This window comes from Vibrio sp. 10N.247.310.24 (genome assembly GCF_041467175.1).
GTDB classification, from domain to species: Bacteria; Pseudomonadota; Gammaproteobacteria; order Enterobacterales; family Vibrionaceae; genus Vibrio; species Vibrio tasmaniensis_A.
Genome location: NZ_JBFSUD010000006.1, coordinates 14,501 through 30,782, shown reverse-complemented (window position 1 = coordinate 30,782; position 16,282 = coordinate 14,501). Strand labels below are relative to the sequence as shown.

Annotated in this window: 16 protein-coding genes; 12 read left to right on the top strand and 4 right to left on the bottom strand. The window is 44.5% G+C overall.

From position 1 onward, the window contains the following. Positions 1-12: 12 nt before the first annotated feature. From AB6E08_RS03205 to AB6E08_RS03195, 3 genes are all read right to left on the bottom strand, one after another. Complete coding sequence (locus AB6E08_RS03205) at positions 13-891, bottom strand: U32 family peptidase (protein ID WP_372159655.1); 879 nt, start codon at positions 889-891, stop codon at positions 13-15. Positions 892-909: 18 nt separating this feature from the next. After that, positions 910-1,923, bottom strand: a complete 1,014-nt coding sequence (locus tag AB6E08_RS03200) for a peptidase U32 family protein (protein ID WP_009847533.1) — start codon at positions 1,921-1,923, stop codon at positions 910-912. 167 nt (positions 1,924-2,090) lie between these two features. After that, positions 2,091-4,130, bottom strand: a complete 2,040-nt coding sequence (locus tag AB6E08_RS03195) for a bifunctional diguanylate cyclase/phosphodiesterase (protein WP_009847532.1) — start codon at positions 4,128-4,130, stop codon at positions 2,091-2,093. 257 nt (positions 4,131-4,387) lie between these two features. On the opposite strand from AB6E08_RS03195, the gene AB6E08_RS03190 reads away from it, so the two are divergent. The 12 genes from AB6E08_RS03190 (at position 4,388) to deoD (ending at position 15,503) form a co-directional block, all read left to right on the top strand. After that, positions 4,388-4,915: an SCP2 domain-containing protein gene (locus AB6E08_RS03190; protein ID WP_009847531.1), complete on the top strand. Its 528-nt coding sequence runs from the start codon at positions 4,388-4,390 to the stop codon at positions 4,913-4,915. Beyond that, on the top strand, positions 4,899-5,402 hold the full coding sequence (locus AB6E08_RS03185; protein ID WP_009847530.1) for a GNAT family N-acetyltransferase: 504 nt from the start codon (positions 4,899-4,901) through the stop codon (positions 5,400-5,402). Before AB6E08_RS03190 ends, AB6E08_RS03185 begins: the two co-directional genes overlap by 17 nt. 155 nt (positions 5,403-5,557) lie before the next feature. Next, on the top strand, positions 5,558-5,956 hold the full coding sequence (locus AB6E08_RS03180; RefSeq protein WP_009847529.1) for a DNA polymerase III subunit psi: 399 nt from the start codon (positions 5,558-5,560) through the stop codon (positions 5,954-5,956). Then, entirely contained in the window at positions 5,949-6,404 is a 456-nt protein-coding gene (rimI, locus tag AB6E08_RS03175) for a ribosomal protein S18-alanine N-acetyltransferase (RefSeq protein ID WP_371694945.1), read from the top strand. Before AB6E08_RS03180 ends, rimI begins: the two co-directional genes overlap by 8 nt. Before the next feature lie 172 nt (positions 6,405-6,576). Beyond that, positions 6,577-8,157, top strand: coding sequence for a peptide chain release factor 3 (gene prfC / locus AB6E08_RS03170; RefSeq protein WP_012604694.1), 1,581 nt, complete (start codon positions 6,577-6,579; stop codon positions 8,155-8,157). A 98-nt stretch (positions 8,158-8,255) separates the two neighbouring features. Then, positions 8,256-8,411, top strand: a complete 156-nt coding sequence (locus AB6E08_RS03165) for a hypothetical protein (protein ID WP_372065860.1) — start codon at positions 8,256-8,258, stop codon at positions 8,409-8,411. Then, positions 8,392-9,204 carry a TatD family hydrolase gene (locus AB6E08_RS03160; protein ID WP_372065862.1) on the top strand — a complete coding sequence of 271 codons (813 nt, stop codon included), beginning with the start codon at positions 8,392-8,394 and terminating at the stop codon, positions 9,202-9,204. Before AB6E08_RS03165 ends, AB6E08_RS03160 begins: the two co-directional genes overlap by 20 nt. Positions 9,205-9,408: 204 nt before the next feature. Next, positions 9,409-10,671, top strand: a complete 1,263-nt coding sequence (locus AB6E08_RS03155) for a NupC/NupG family nucleoside CNT transporter (protein ID WP_009847523.1) — start codon at positions 9,409-9,411, stop codon at positions 10,669-10,671. 538 nt (positions 10,672-11,209) lie between these two features. Further along, complete coding sequence (deoC, locus tag AB6E08_RS03150) at positions 11,210-11,986, top strand: deoxyribose-phosphate aldolase (RefSeq protein ID WP_004734477.1); 777 nt, start codon at positions 11,210-11,212, stop codon at positions 11,984-11,986. Positions 11,987-12,094: 108 nt separating this feature from the next. After that, positions 12,095-13,423: a thymidine phosphorylase gene (deoA, locus tag AB6E08_RS03145; protein ID WP_372065865.1), complete on the top strand. Its 1,329-nt coding sequence runs from the start codon at positions 12,095-12,097 to the stop codon at positions 13,421-13,423. A 76-nt stretch (positions 13,424-13,499) separates the two neighbouring features. Beyond that, the gene (locus AB6E08_RS03140) at positions 13,500-14,720 is read left to right on the top strand and encodes a phosphopentomutase (protein ID WP_102249126.1); all 1,221 of its coding nucleotides are present in this window, start codon (positions 13,500-13,502) and stop codon (positions 14,718-14,720) included. Between the two features lie 63 nt (positions 14,721-14,783). Then, the gene (deoD, locus tag AB6E08_RS03135; protein ID WP_372030769.1) at positions 14,784-15,503 is read left to right on the top strand and encodes a purine-nucleoside phosphorylase; all 720 of its coding nucleotides are present in this window, start codon (positions 14,784-14,786) and stop codon (positions 15,501-15,503) included. Positions 15,504-15,616: 113 nt separating this feature from the next. On the opposite strand, the gene AB6E08_RS03130 is transcribed toward deoD, so the two are convergent. Then, complete coding sequence (locus AB6E08_RS03130; protein WP_009847518.1) at positions 15,617-16,228, bottom strand: YtjB family periplasmic protein; 612 nt, start codon at positions 16,226-16,228, stop codon at positions 15,617-15,619. Positions 16,229-16,282: the final 54 nt, after the last annotated feature.

Here is a 16,282-nt window from a genome sequence, read left to right as displayed (position 1 = left end):
TAACTCTAGAAACTAGATGTTTTTAACGTCTAAACCCGCAAGCTGATGCCAGTAGCCATTGCACTGGCGGCTTTCAATCTTCATTGGTTTTTGACCTTGCTCGTTCGCTCTGAAGTTATTGATTTCAGAGAAAGTGTCGATACCCAATGGACTCAGGCGAACGACATCGACCAAGTCATGCATGCTCGGTAGATCATTGACTAGGTTGTAGCAGTAACCTGATTGCGTCTGGATACCATTAAGGTTAAATTCCGATTGGCCTTCTTGGCTTTCGACCTGTAGACCTGTTGGGTATTTGATGCAGCAGGTTTCGCAATCGTCTTTGGCTTTGTTCTCTGCTCGGGCTGTAAAGCAACGTGCAGAGTAAGCAAGAGGTAAGTAGCCATGGCTAAACACTTCTACTTCGAACTTATTACGAATATTAAGCTCTTCGCACTGTTTCATTACGTTGCTTAGCCACTCGCGAGAAAGCTCAACGGGCATACACCAACGCGTCATACCTTGTTTCAAGAACAGGTTCAGAGTGCGTGCATTGTAGGTGTTCACCGCAGGGCCAACAACAAAAGGCACCTTACTTTCACTTGCCAGTTGAATCGCAGATACATCATTGGCTTCAATGGCGAAGTCACCGTTATCAATGTACTTCTTCATGATGTTGACTTCGCTTGGGGCTTCTAGCAATGCCATGGTTGAAAGTACCACTTGCTTACCTGAATCAGACAGCTCTTTTGCTATGTCCATCCAGTGTTTTGCTTTCATCTCACGGCGCTTTGAGCACACCGCTTCACCGAGGTAGATGATGTCGGCAGAGCTTGATTTTGCTTGCTCATAGAAGCTTTCAACATCTTGTTTTGGCCAAAAATAAAGTAGAGGGCCTAATGCGTATTTCATTGAGTTCTCCATTTGGCTCTATTGCCATTTACGGTGGTAAGCGCCAAGCGTGGTTTGTGTACCTTCAGATACATTCGCCAGTGTCGCATTCCAAGCTTGTTCCACTTGGTATTGTTCAGGGTTCGCTAAGTAGCGATCGATGGCTGCGCGCCAAGTGCGAGTGACTTGCTCGACATAAGCAGGGCTACGTTGGCGACCTTCAATCTTCACAGAAGCAACATTCGCGGCGAAAAGCTCAGGCAACATAGATAGTGTGTTAAGGCTAGTTGGCTCTTCAAGTGCGTGATAACGCTTTCGCTCACCATCTACTTCTGCTTCAAATCGGCCTTTACATAGCGTTGGGTAACCTGCGTTCTCACCTGCTTCATACTTGTCGATAAGGATTTCGTTCAAGCGAGATTCAAGTCCGCCATCAGTTTCTTGCCAGCGAACGTATTTTGCTGGAGAACATGCCCCAACCGTATTTGGCGATTCACCCGTCATGTATGAAGAGAGGTAGCAACGGCCTTCTGCCATGATACATAAGCTACCAAAAGCGAATACTTCGAGGTCAACGTCAGAAGTGATGTTACGAGAAAGCTGTTTGACCTGATGGATTGACAATACGCGCGGCAATACCACACGCTTAACGTTGAAATTTTTATGATAGAAGTCGATAGCGGCTGCATTGGTCGCAGATGCTTGTACTGATAAGTGCAGCTCTAGTTCTGGATATTTATTTGCAGCGTACTCGAGCACCGCAATGTCAGCGATGATCAGCGCATCAACGCCTAGTGCGGCGGCGTTATCTACAGCGTTAGTCCAGCGTTCGAAGCCGTTTGGGTGAGCAAAAGTATTTAAGGCAACGTGAATTTTCTTGTTGCGGTCATGCACATACTGCACAGCACGATCGAGCTTTTTACCCGCAAAGTTAAGGCCTGCGAAGTGTCGGGCATTCGTATCGTCTTTGAATCCGATATAGACAGCATCCGCACCGCAATCAATAGCGGTTTTCAAAGCAGGTAAGTTACCCGCTGGGCATAAGAGTTCCATTTGCTCACTACCAATAGAATAAAATTGAAGCGAGTATTTTATGAAGAATTATGAATGACGGAATTGATGTAAGGCAGGTTTAGATGGATAAATCTGCTTTTACCCCATTTGAGGTACTGACGAATGGCGAATTTATGCTTTAGCTTGGTGTTGGAGGGCGTGTTTAATTAATTCTTGTGACGACGGTTTTGGGCGAACAGTTCTTCAACCTCTTGTTTTGGTTGAGGGCGATAGAAGTGGAAACCTTGAATTGAGCCACAGTTGAGGTTAGACAGCAGGGTTGCTTGTTCACTGGTTTCGACACCCTCTGCAACCACGGTTAAATCGAGAGATTTCCCAAGGTTGATGATGTTTTCAATTACGGTAATTTGCTTTGGTAAGGTATCGATATCTGAGATAAAAGCTCGGTCAATTTTAAGCTCATCAATCGGAAAGCGAGCAAGGTAAGATAGAGAAGAGTAACCCGTACCAAAGTCATCAATGGATAACGCAAAGCCAAGTCTCTTAATCGCGTTCAGCATTTGAAGCGTGTGCTCACTATCACTCATTACGGCACTTTCTGTAAGCTCAAAGGTAATCGCACTTGGATCTAGCTCAGTAGAGCGCAGCAACTTCTCCATGAAATCAATCAATTTTGGATTACCAAACTGCTCTGGTGAAAGGTTGATCGCGACGCGACCAGGTAAAATACCTTGCATCTTCCAACGTTTCACCGTGGCAAATACTTCGCGCATTACCACACGACCAAGTTGTTCAATAAGGCCAGCTCGTTCCGCTACAGGAATAAATGCGGCAGGGCTAATATAACCTTCTACGGGGTGTTTCCAACGTACCAGAGCTTCTGCTCCGTTAATGGTGAAGTCACGCGCATTTACTTTTGGTTGGTACCAAACCTCAAGCCCGTTCTGTTGCAGTGCTTTTTGCAGTTCTATCTCAAGCCACAGTCGCATTCGCGCTTCTTTGTTCATCTGTTCGTTGAACTTGATCAGGCGGTTGCGTCCACGATCCTTAGCTTCATACATTGCGGTGTCAGCATTCTGTAGCAAGATACGTGCGTCACTGCCATCGTGAGGAAAGCTCACACTACCAATCGAGCAGGCTAAACGCTTGCTAAAATGGTGGAGATCGAAGGGTTGGTTGATCAGAGATATGATCTTTTCAGAGAGTATTTCAGGTGTTCGTGGGTGTTCAGGCTCAGGCAGAATAATACCAAATTCATCACCGCCTAAATGGCCAATAATAGCTTGACGAGGCAGTTGTCGTTTTAAGCGAGATGCGACCTCTTTAATCACTTTATCACCGATGTGGTGGCCAAGTGAGTCATTGATATTTTTGAAGTTATCGATGTCTAAGTAGAGCATCACAACAGGGGTCTTGTTGTGAATGAACTGCTCAAGGCTTTTGGTAAACCCAAGTCGGTTGTAGAGCTTAGTCAGTGTATCGATGTAGGCATCTTCACTGTTAGCGGGTGTGTATTGTTTTGTTGTTTCTTGAGCGTCTTGAATAAGTACGAGTTGGGTACTGCTTCCAAGAATGACCGTCGAGTCGATATTTAACTGAACTTTACGTTCAAAGCCACATCGAGCACCCGTTAAACAAACCAAGCCAGACTCAGAAATAATGGAGCTGAGGTCATTATTAAAGACTGTTTTGGTTTGTTCATCGATAAATAATCGGCCTAACTCTTCGCCAATCAATTCTGTGGTGGAGTTAAAACCAAGTAAGCGTGCAGCTGCAGGGTTCGAAGACAGAATGTAGTCGTTTTCAACTAATAGCAATCCGTCTGGGAGCAGGTGAGATAGCTTGTGGAATTTCGCTTCAGACTCTTCTAAAGAACGGACAAGTACTTGGTTTTCAGATGTATCGAAGGCGTGAAAGATGATGTATTCAGTCTTTTTACCATTGGTAAGCGGAGATAGGCTGAAATGAAGGCTAGTGTCTAAAGCCGTTTCGTTTAGGGTGATTTCCGCCTCAATTGTTTCGCCATTGAATGCACGCTCATAGTAAGGCTTAAGGTGTTGGTAGAATTGCTCGCCCAAGGTTTGGCGGTCATTCATGCCTACAAGCTCTGTTTTACTTAAACCAGCAATATCACAGTAACGCTCATTCACCATAAAATAGTTATGTTGAGCATCAAGTACCGCAAAAAAGAACGGGCTGTTTGCAGTAAGCTGTGTAAACCAATGTTGTAGTTGCTGGGGAGGCATCAAAGTACTACCAATTCTCCAAGAGCTTGAATATTCACTATCGATAAACATTGATTGCTTTTTGTTCAGCTATCGATGTTTACTTGTGAGTGCAGCGATTCGCTGTGATTTTCATGACCAGAGTTACTATAACTGTGATTATCAATATATTAAAGGTCGAGCATCAAACTGAATTAATTTGATACATAACAGTAACTGAGATCTCAACATCATCTATGATGCTTTCTATATTATTGACAAAGTTACGGATAAGTCACGTGATAAACAAGATACGCACTCAACTAGTTCAAAATGCCGCATCAATTTTGCGATCTCCAGTCCAGTTATTACCAAAATCAGTACAAAAAAAAGCCTTATTAGAAGCATTGAAAAATGTATTCAAGGAGGCTTTAGAGGATGGTGATTTTGAGTTCTTAGAAGACAAGTGGCTTAAAGTTTCAATAAAAGATATGGGGTTAAGTTGGTGTATTAGCTACAAAAATGAGCAACTAGTTGTCGCTGATAAAGAGGTCAATGAAGATGTGAGTTTTAGTGGCAATCTAAATGATCTCGTGTTGATTGCTGGGCGAAAAGAAGACCCAGATACGCTTTTCTTCCAACGTCGACTGTCTATTGAGGGCGATACCGAGCTAGGCTTGGAAGTGAAAAATTTGATGGATAGCGTCGATTTAGACTTATTGCCGACTCCTATGAAAACTTTGTTAAATCAATTAGCTGATTTTGTGCAGAAGGGAGTACAATCCCCAGATACACAAAGTGAGGTAATGAATGCTTATTCGAACTGAAGCACCGGCAGATATACTTGTCATCGATCGTTTATTGAAATCTGTTTTTGAAACGGATGCAGAAGCTAATTTGGTTATGAGCTTGCGTGAGAATAGCCATTTAACGCTATCGCTGGTGGCTTGTTCTGATGAAGGGGAGGTGGTTGGTCACCTGATGTTTAGCCCTCTTACTCTTGATGGTGACGATCATAACTGGCAGGGGCTCGCACCTCTCGCCGTGAAAGAAGAGTTCCGCAATCAAGGCATTGCCAAATCACTGGTTGAAGACGCATTTTCTACTTTGGTAGATTTTGGTTACCCAGCCTGTGTTGTACTCGGTGATCCTGCTTACTACGGTCGTTTTGGTTTCAAGGCGGCGAGCGAATTTGGCCTGAGTTGTGTTTGGGATGTGCCTGAAGGCGCTTTTCAAGCGATTGAGTTGGTAGAAGGGGCGTTTGCTGGGCATTCTGGTGAAATTGCTTACAGCCCAGAGTTCAACGACTTATAAGCTGATTTACCACTCAATAAGATACAAACTGATTTAGTCTAAATAAAGGAGCTTGATGCTCCTTTATTTTTTGTTAGTATCAGCCCCAATGAGCACCGTTTAAGTTCACTCGAAGAATATTAATACCAACAAACCAAAGGTTACGACCGCTAGATATGTCACAAACACACGCGCAATATCTACAAGAGATGGGCATTAGCCAATGGGAGTTAAGTCACCCAGAGCGTTTGGCTGGTTATGAATCTGAATTGACTCTGTTATCGAATGATTGCAAGTTACTGTTGGTTTCACCAGAAAAACCTCAGGATGATCTCGCCGTGATGTTTGAGCGAGTACTCAAAAGTATCAAGCTCGACTTATCTCAAGCTTTACACCTTCAACCGCAACACTTGTCTGCTGTGGATTTAAGTTCGGTTGAATGGGTATGGTTTGCTGGTTGCGAATCTGCCCATGAACTGAAGGCAAAAACACTTCAATCTCCATTACTGTCTGACATTAACGGTAATAACCAACATCGCCGCGACTTATGGCAACAAATTTGTGCTTATGACTAATCAATTTTTACCGACTTCACAACAACACCTAGATGCTATTTGGCTGATAGAGCAGGCCGCGCATTCTCATCCATGGTCTGAAAATATGATCCGTGACCTTAATAGTCGTGGAGGCAGCCACCGTGTTTTAGAAGTCGATGGAAAGGTTGTCGGCTATTTCTATGCTCAGAACATTGTCGGTGAGGTTACTTTGCTGACGATAGCGGTTGACCCTAAGCAGCAAGGCAAAGGTTACGGTAAGGCTTTGGTTGAGCACTTTCTCGATATGTGTGAACAAGCTGACGCGGAAAGTGCTTGGCTGGAAGTTCGCGAAAGTAATGTGAATGCTTTTAATCTTTACGAGAAGGCTGGCTTTAATGAAGTCGACCGCCGTCGTAACTATTATCCAACCAAGCAAGGCAACGAAGACGCCATCATTATGAGCTATCTTTTTATGTCTTTTAGCTAGTCATGTTACGTCTTTTCGCGAACTAGACCGCTAGCTCCGGAATTAGCCACAAAATAGGGTGTAAACTGACCCTTTAGAAAGTGACACGCTTTCTGTATAATCCGCACACAGAATTCAAGGGCAAGTATTATCTACTTGCCCTTTTTACGCTTTAGATCAGCAAAGGGCGACTATGTCTTTCCAACAAGAAGTGAGCAAACGTAGAACGTTTGCGATTATCTCTCACCCGGATGCGGGTAAAACCACGATTACTGAAAAAGTTCTTTTATTCGGAAACGCGATTCAAAAAGCGGGTACCGTAAAAGGCCGTGGCTCTAACCAGCACGCTAAATCTGACTGGATGGAGATGGAAAAAGAACGTGGTATCTCGGTAACTACGTCTGTAATGCAATTCCCATACAACGATTGTCTAGTCAACCTACTCGATACTCCTGGACACGAAGATTTCTCGGAAGATACGTACCGTACATTAACCGCGGTTGACTCTTGTTTGATGGTTATCGATGCTGCGAAAGGTGTCGAGGATCGTACTCGTAAACTGATGGAAGTAACGCGTTTACGTGATACACCAATCGTAACGTTTATGAACAAACTTGACCGTGATGTTCGTGACCCAATGGAAGTGCTAGATGAAGTGGAAAGCGAGCTAGGTATGGCTTGTGCTCCAATCTCTTGGCCTATCGGTTGTGGTAAAGAGTTTAAAGGCGTTTACCACATTCACCGTGATGAAACGATTTTGTATGAATCTGGCCACGGCCATGAGATCCAAGAAGTTCGTATCATCAAAGGTCTAGATAACCCTGAACTAGACGAAGCTGTTGGCGAAGATCTGGCGAGCAGCGTTCGTGAAGAGCTTGAATTGGTTATTGGCGCATGTCCTGAGTTTGATCACGAACTGTTCCTTGCTGGCGAGTTGACTCCAGTTTACTTCGGTACTGCATTGGGTAACTTCGGTGTTGACCATATGCTTGACGGCCTAACTCGATGGGCTCCAGCACCTCAAACGCGTCAAGCGAATGAGCGTGATGTTGAAGCGACTGAAGAGAAGTTCTCTGGTTTCGTATTTAAGATCCAAGCAAACATGGATCCAAAACACCGTGACCGTATCGCATTCATGCGTATCGTATCGGGTACTTACGACCAAGGTATGAAGATGAACCATGTTCGTACTGGTAAGAACGTGAGTATCTCAGATGCAGTAACCTTCATGGCGGGTGACCGTGCTCGTGCTGAAAAAGCATACGCGGGTGACATCATTGGTCTGCATAACCACGGCACAATTCAGATTGGCGATACCTTTACTCAAGGCGAAAGCTTGAAGTTCGCAGGTATTCCTAACTTTGCGCCTGAGCTATTCCGTCGTATTCGTCTGCGCGATCCATTGAAGCAGAAGCAACTTCTAAAAGGCTTGGTTCAGCTTTCTGAAGAGGGCGCGGTTCAAGTATTCCGTCCTTTGCAAAATAACGATCTGATCGTTGGTGCCGTTGGTGTACTTCAGTTTGATGTGGTTGTAGCGCGCTTGAAAGCGGAATATAACGTTGAAGCGATTTACGAAGGTGTGAACGTTGCAACTGCACGTTGGGTTGAATGTGATGACGCTAAGAAACTAGAAGAGTTCAAACGTAAGAGCCAAGCTAACCTAGCGTTAGATGGTGGTGATAACCTATCTTACATCGCACCGACTATGGTGAATTTGAACCTAGCTTCTGAACGTTTCCCAGAAGTTCAATTCCGAGCGACGCGCGAGCACTAATCACTCTGCGCTCTATTCGAGTTAAACAAAAACGTCTATTGTTCTGCAATAGGCGTTTTTTTATTCGTGTCATTTGAGGTTAGAGGCTTAAGGTAAGTATGTTCAGTTGGATAAAAGCTTGGATTAAGAAATACGATAAGTGGTGCGAAGAGCTTGGCTTAACACCTGAAAATAAGCGCAGCTGCATGGCTTATCGCCGTGATCCTCAAGGACAACAAACAGAGAGTAGGGAAGATGACACCAGAATTAAGTGAATTTCCGCTGTTTGACACCCATTGCCATGCGGACTTTGACATCTTTGAGCAAGGTTTTTCACTTGATAAAGGTATTGAAGGTTACGTTAAAGAGGCGAAACAGGCGCAAGTCGAGAAGTTAATCATCCCTTCTATTGGCCAAAGTAACTGGAGGAAGCTTGGTGAGATCGCTCAATCTTACCCTAATGTTTACTACGCTTTAGGTTTCCATCCTTATTTTTTAGAGCAAGCCAATGACGAGCAATTCTCAGAGCTTCGCCGATTACTCTCATCAAAAACCAGTCAATGTGTTGCGATAGGAGAGTGTGGTCTCGACTTTTTTGTCGATGTTGCACGGGAGAAACAAGAGCGTTTTTTCATTCAACAAATAGAGCTAGCTAAGGCGTTTAAGCTGCCTTTAATCATCCATGAAAGGAAGTCTTTTAACCGACTTATTGAGCTAATAAAGCAGTATAAATTTACTTTGGGTGGCGTGATTCATGGCTTTTCAGGGAGCGAACAGCAGGCTTTGGCGTGGATCAAGCTCGGTTTCTATATTGGTGTCGGTGGAACGATTACTTACCCAAGAGCACAAAAAACACGCACCACTATCTCAAAACTGCCTCTTGACGGCCTGGTGTTAGAAACGGATGCCCCGGATATGCCCATGCATGGAAAACAAGGAAATGTTAATCATTCCAAGTATTTAGTTACGATCTTAAATGAACTATTTTTGCTTAGAAAAGAACCGAAGCAATCGGTTGCAGCGCAAATTTGGCAAAATAGCCATCGCGCATTCGGTATATGTGAATAAAATCGAAGGTTTTTGTTTATCGTTTGCGTAAATTGCACTTGGCTTGTGATTCGGCTCACATTTACGTGTGAATGGTACATGAATCTTCTACGAAAGTGTGAGGACGGCATTACTTTATTAGTGGTCGCATGAGTATAATTGCCTCCGCTTTATAGCCCCATTTTGTAACACGCCAATAAATAACTAATAAGGAAGTCATAAACTATGAGCCTGTTTATGAGCCTCGTCGGAATGGTTGCACTGATTGCAATCGCAGTACTACTATCCGACAACCGCAAAGCAATTAATCTAAGAACAGTGGGTGGCGCTTTCGCTATCCAATTCGCACTTGGTGCATTCGTACTTTACATCCCTTGGGGTCGTGATCTACTTGCAGGTTTCTCTGCTGGTGTAGCAAACGTGATCGACTACGGTAAAGATGGTACTGGCTTCCTATTTGGTAGCCTTGTTAACTTCTCAGTTGACGGTATCGGATTCATCTTTGCATTCCAAGTTCTACCAACACTAATCTTCTTCTCTGCTCTTATCTCTGTACTTTACTACATTGGTGCGATGCAAGTTGTAATCAAGGTTCTTGGTGGTGGTCTTCAGAAAGCTCTAGGTACTTCTCGCGCCGAGTCTATGTCTGCAGCTGCAAACATCTTCGTTGGTCAAACGGAAGCGCCTCTAGTTGTTCGTCCATTTGTTCCTAAAATGACTAACTCTGAACTATTCGCAGTAATGTGTGGTGGTTTAGCGTCTGTTGCTGGTGGTGTACTAGCGGGTTACGCATCTATGGGTGTACCTCTAGAGTACCTAGTAGCAGCGTCATTCATGGCAGCACCTGGTGGTCTACTATTCGCTAAAATCATCAAGCCTGAAACTGATGAAGTTGACGAGAACCTAGGTTCAGACATCGACGGTGGCGACGACAAGCCTGCTAACGTTATCGATGCAGCTGCTGGCGGTGCGTCAGTTGGTCTACAACTAGCACTTAACGTTGGTGCAATGCTACTAGCATTCATCGGTCTAATCGCTCTTATCAACGGTATCCTAGGTGGCATCGGTGGTTGGTTCGGTATGGAAAACCTAACTCTAGAACTTCTTCTAGGTTGGATCTTCGCACCGTTAGCATTCATCATTGGTGTTCCATGGGAAGAAGCAACTATTGCTGGTTCTTTCATTGGTCAGAAGACAGTTGTTAACGAATTCGTTGCATACCTAAACTTCGTACCATACATCGGTGAAAACGCTCAAATCGTTGAAGCGACTGGTCAAGTAATGTCTGTTAAGACTCAAGCAATTATCTCGTTCGCTCTATGTGGTTTCGCAAACCTTTCTTCAATTGCGATTCTTCTAGGTGGTCTAGGTGGTATTGCTCCAAACCGTCGTCACGACATCGCACGTATGGGTGTTAAAGCGGTTGTAGCTGGTACTCTATCTAACCTGATGGCAGCAACAATTGCTGGCTTCTTCCTGTCTTTCTAATCAGTTAGAAATCGATATATAGACGCCATAATAATATCGCCCCGTAGCAAGAAATTGCTGCGGGGCTTTTTTGTTTTTGGGCCTAGTGATTTTGAGCATTTGCATGAGTGAATGCTTGGAGTCGAAAATGGGTCTAGAATGTTTTTTTTGAGATACAAACCGTTTGCGTTCTAAGGAGCACTACAATTTATTGATGGATACCTATAATGTATTAGCTAAAGGGATAGGATGTCTCTGCTGGCAAGAAAGTAACATTGAGATTAGCTCGAACGTTATTCTTCTGGGATTAAGCCAAACTTAGCAATACACTATATTAGCAATACACTATAGATGTTAGACACAACATGACTGATTTGTTGTGCCATAGACCAAACTGGTACTGTGCGGTGACAAGGATTGCAATTGGTAGCGAAAGTTATCAAGTCTTCAGGGAACCAAGTCCGTTCATTTGTGACTACTGAGCATTACTAAAATATCCATCTATACTGGATGGATGGTGAAGTAGTTAACTATTTGAATATATTGATCGGAGATAGAAATGAGCGATTTAAAAGCAGCAGCTCTACGTGCACTTAAACTTATGGACCTAACTACGCTAAATGACGACGATACTACTGAAAAAGTAGTGGCACTTTGTCATGACGCGAAGACTGCAGTTGGCAACACCGCTGCAATCTGTATTTACCCTCGCTTCATCCCAGCAGCTAAAAAGGCGTTGCGTGAGCAAGGTACTCCAGAAGTACGCATCGCGACTGTAACTAACTTCCCTCATGGTAATGACGACATCGAAATTGCTGTTGCTGAAACAAAAGCAGCGGTAGCGTACGGCGCAGACGAAGTTGACGTAGTATTCCCATACCGTGCTCTTATTGCTGGCAACGAAGAAGTGGGTTTTGAGCTAGTTAAACAGTGTAAAGCAGCTTGTGGTGACATCACGCTTAAAGTGATCATCGAAACAGGTGAACTTAAAGAAGAAGCACTGATCAAGAAAGCTTCTCAAATCTGTATCGAAGCAGGTGCAGACTTCATTAAAACTTCAACCGGTAAAGTGCCAGTAAACGCGACTCCTGAGTTCGCACGCATGATGCTTGAAGTTATTCGTGACATGGGCGTAGCTAAAACAGTGGGTTTCAAACCAGCTGGTGGCGTACGTACAGCTGAAGATGCTCAAGCTTACCTAGCAATGGCTGATGAGCTACTAGGCGCTGAGTGGGCAGACAACATGCACTACCGTTTTGGCGCTTCAAGCCTACTGACTAACCTTCTTAATACATTAGAAGTGACAGACCAAACTGCTGATCCAGCAGCATACTAATTTCCCTATCGGGTATAACAATAAAGTCTGTTTGATGGAGTGGCGTTAAGTCACTCCATATTACCTCTTTCCCTACAAACCATACTCACTAGAGTTTGGGAGGCACTAATGTATCTACCTCAAGAAATTATTCGCAGAAAACGTGATGGTGAAGTCCTAACGACTGAAGAAATTAACTTCTTCATTCAAGGCGTGGCTAAAAATACCGTTTCTGAAGGCCAAATTGCCGCATTCGCAATGGCTATCTTTTTTAATGAAATGACGATGCCAGAACGTATCGCACTGACGTGTGCAATGCGTGATTCGGGCATGGTGATTGACTGGAGCCACATGAACTTTGATGGCCCAATCGTTGATAAGCACTCTACTGGTGGTGTTGGTGACGTAACTTCTCTGATGCTTGGCCCTATGGTGGCAGCATGTGGCGGTTTCGTTCCAATGATCTCTGGTCGTGGTTTAGGCCACACTGGCGGTACGCTAGACAAGCTAGAATCTATCCCTGGTTACAATATTACACCTACCAACGATGTGTTTGGTGCAGTAACCAAAGAAGCTGGCGTGGCGATCATCGGCCAAACGGGCGACCTAGCACCGGCTGACAAGCGTGTTTACGCGACTCGTGATATCACAGCAACAGTCGACAACATCTCGTTGATCACCGCTTCCATCCTATCTAAGAAACTGGCCGCTGGGCTTGATTCTCTAGTGATGGACGTAAAAGTAGGTTCAGGCGCATTCATGCCGACTTACGAAGCGTCTGAAGAATTAGCAAAATCTATCGTTGCAGTAGCAAACGGCGCGGGTACTAAAACAACGGCAATCCTAACGGACATGAACCAAGTTCTGGCTTCTTCAGCGGGTAACGCAGTAGAAGTACGTGAAGCGGTTCAATTTCTAACCGGCGAATATCGTAACCCTCGTTTGCTAGAAATTACGATGGCATCGTGTGCTGAAATGCTGGTTCTGGGTAACCTTGCAAAAGATTCAGACGAAGCGCGTGAAAAACTGATGGCAGTACTGGATAACGGTAAAGCAGCAGAGTGCTTCGGTAAAATGGTAGCGGGCCTTGGTGGTCCAACTGATTTCGTAACGAACTACGATAACTACCTAGAAAAAGCAGAAATTGTTAAACCAGTGTATGCGCTAGAAAGCGGTGTAGTATCAGCGATGGATACGCGTGCAATTGGTATGGCTGTCGTTGGTATGGGCGGTGGTCGCCGAGTAGCAACAGACAGCATTGATTACGCAGTCGGTTTTGATCGCTTCATTCGCCTTGGCGAAGTAGCAAGCGCCGATAAACCATTAGCAATGATTCATGCTCGCAATGAACAACAGTGGCAAGAAGCTGCAAAAGCATTACAAAATGCAATCACTGTGGGCGGAGAATATACAGCAACGCCAGACGTTTACCGTCAGATTCGTTCTGAAGACGTGTAAATAACAGGTATCGGCATACCTTGTGTATGCCGATAAACAGAGTTCTGGTGCAAAGAGCAATAAGTTGGTGAAGAAAATGAAAAGAGCATTTATTTTAGTTTTAGATTCATTCGGTATCGGCGAAACAGCAGATGCGGACACATTCGGTGATGTAGGTTCAGACACTATGGGTCACATTGCTGACCATTGTGATCAAGGTCTTGCAGACAATGCGGATCGTAAAGGTCCACTAACGCTGCCAAACCTGTCTAAGCTAGGTTTAGCTATGGCTCACAAAGAGTCTACAGGTCGCTTTGCTCCTGGTATGAACGCAGACGCTGAGATCATTGGCGCGTACGGTCACGCTGCTGAGCTGTCTTCTGGTAAAGACACGCCATCAGGTCACTGGGAAATCGCAGGTGTACCGGTACTGTTTGACTGGGGCTACTTCACCGACAAAGAAAACAGTTTTCCAAAAGAACTGACTGACCGCATCCTTGAGCGTGCAGGTTTATCTGACTTCTTAGGTAACTGTCACTCATCGGGTACAGAAATCCTAGATAACCTAGGTGAAGAACACATGAAGAGTGGCTTGCCAATCTTCTATACTTCAGCAGACTCTGTTTTCCAAATCGCATGTCATGAAGAGACATTCGGTCTACAGAACTTATTAGACCTTTGTCAGATTGCTCGTGAAGAGCTAGAAGACTACAACATCGGCCGTGTTATTGCGCGCCCGTTCATTGGCCCAGGTAAAGGTCAGTTCGAACGTACTGGTAACCGTCGTGACCTTTCTGTTGAGCCGCCAGCGGCGACAGTTCTTCAGAAGTTGGTTGATGAGAAGGGCGGTAACGTTCACTCAATCGGTAAGATCTCTGATATCTACGCAGGTTGTGGTATTACTCAGAAAACGAAAGCAACAGGTATTCCTGCGCTATTTGAAGCAACTAAAGAAGCGATCACTGAAGCGGGCGACAACACTATCGTGTTCACTAACTTCGTTGATTTCGACTCAGCTTACGGCCACCGCCGTGATGTTGCAGGTTACGCAGCGGCACTTGAGTACTTCGATGGCCGTATCAATGAAATCATCGATATGATGAAAGAAGATGATGTACTTATCTTAACTGCTGACCACGGTTGTGATCCGACATGGCCAGGTACTGACCATACTCGTGAACATATCCCTGTGATTGTTTACGGAAACAAGGTTCCTGCTGGCTCTCTAGGCCGTCGTGATACCTTCGCTGATATTGGTCAAAGCTTAGCGTCTTACTTTGGCACATCGCCAATGGGACACGGTACAAGCTTTCTATAATAGTTAACGAAGAGAGAGGGAAACCTCTCTCTTTTTTTTGTTTTGAGATTAAGGATATTTTCAATGGCTACTCCACATATTAATGCTGAAATGGGTGATTTCGCTGACGTAGTTCTAATGCCCGGCGATCCGCTACGTGCAAAATACATCGCTGAAACCTTCCTAGAAGAAGTGGTTCAAGTGTGCGATGTTCGTAACATGTTTGGTTACACGGGGACTTACAAAGGCCGTAAGGTTTCGGTAATGGGGCATGGTATGGGCATTCCATCTTGTTCTATTTACGCGACTGAGCTGATCAAAGACTTTGGTGTGAAAAAGATCATTCGTGTCGGCAGTTGTGGTGCAGTGAGCGAAGATATCAAAGTACGCGATGTGGTTATCGGCATGGGTGCGTGTACCGACTCAAAAGTGAATCGTATTCGCTTTAAAGGTCATGACTTCGCGGCTATTGCGGATTACAAAATGGTGCGTGCGGCAGAAGATGCAGCCAAAGTGCGTGGTGTAGACGTCAAAGTCGGCAACCTATTCTCGGCTGAGTTGTTCTACACGCCAGATCCTGAAATGTTCGAAGTCATGGACAAGTACGGCATTGTCGGCGTAGAGATGGAAGCGGCGGGTATCTATGGTGTATGTGCTGAATACGGCGCAAAAGCTCTGACTATTTGTACTGTTTCTGATCACATCAAAACTGGTGAGCAAACCACATCAGATGAACGTCAAACGACTTTCAATGACATGATGGTTATCGCACTCGACTCTGTGCTTCTTGGTGACCAAGACTAATCAGCTAATAGATTTCAAAAAGCTTAATAGATACCGCAAAGTTTAATAGATAACAAAAGCCCCGTTGCTGCCTGAGCTTCGGGGCTTTTTATTGAATTTGTTAAACTAAGCCGTTAAGAGCTGACATTTTTAAGCAGCCAGTTTTCCCCAGACTTAGCCTTTCTTTTACGAATAAGCATGATGAACAACACGCCACTGACAAATCCCATTAAGACCATACCGATCATGTAGCGATCGCTCTTACGGTAGTGATGATCAGAAATAGCTGTCATTTTTCCTGTCTCAAAAGTCACGCGGATAAAGCCAATGATCGTACTCTCTGGAGAGTAAATAGGTTCAACGAGTTGCTGCCTGCCGATACTTGCCGTTGAAAGAGGTGTGTCTAAGCCAAGAACCTCGCGTACCGAGAGCGCTTTTTCACTCGAAGCCAGTCGAATCCCTTCTGCATCGTAGATGGTGGTATCAAATACCAATCGATCCTGAGAGAGTTGGTTAGTGAGCTCTAGCAGGCGCTCTTGGTCTTGCTGAGTGATCATCTTACTGGCTGAAAGTGATGCCTGTGAGATCAGTAGTTTGGTCAGCGTTTCCAACTGTTTTGCTTGGATCTTCTCATTACCTTTACTGATCACTACTGTGTTTTTAATGGTTACCACGAACATAGCAGCCAACAAAATTAGGGCTAATACTCGTAAAGCGTTACGTATTGAGAACAATGATTCATTCATGTTTCACGAAGCCTGAAATAAACAAATGTTATGATTAAGACATATTGAGACTTG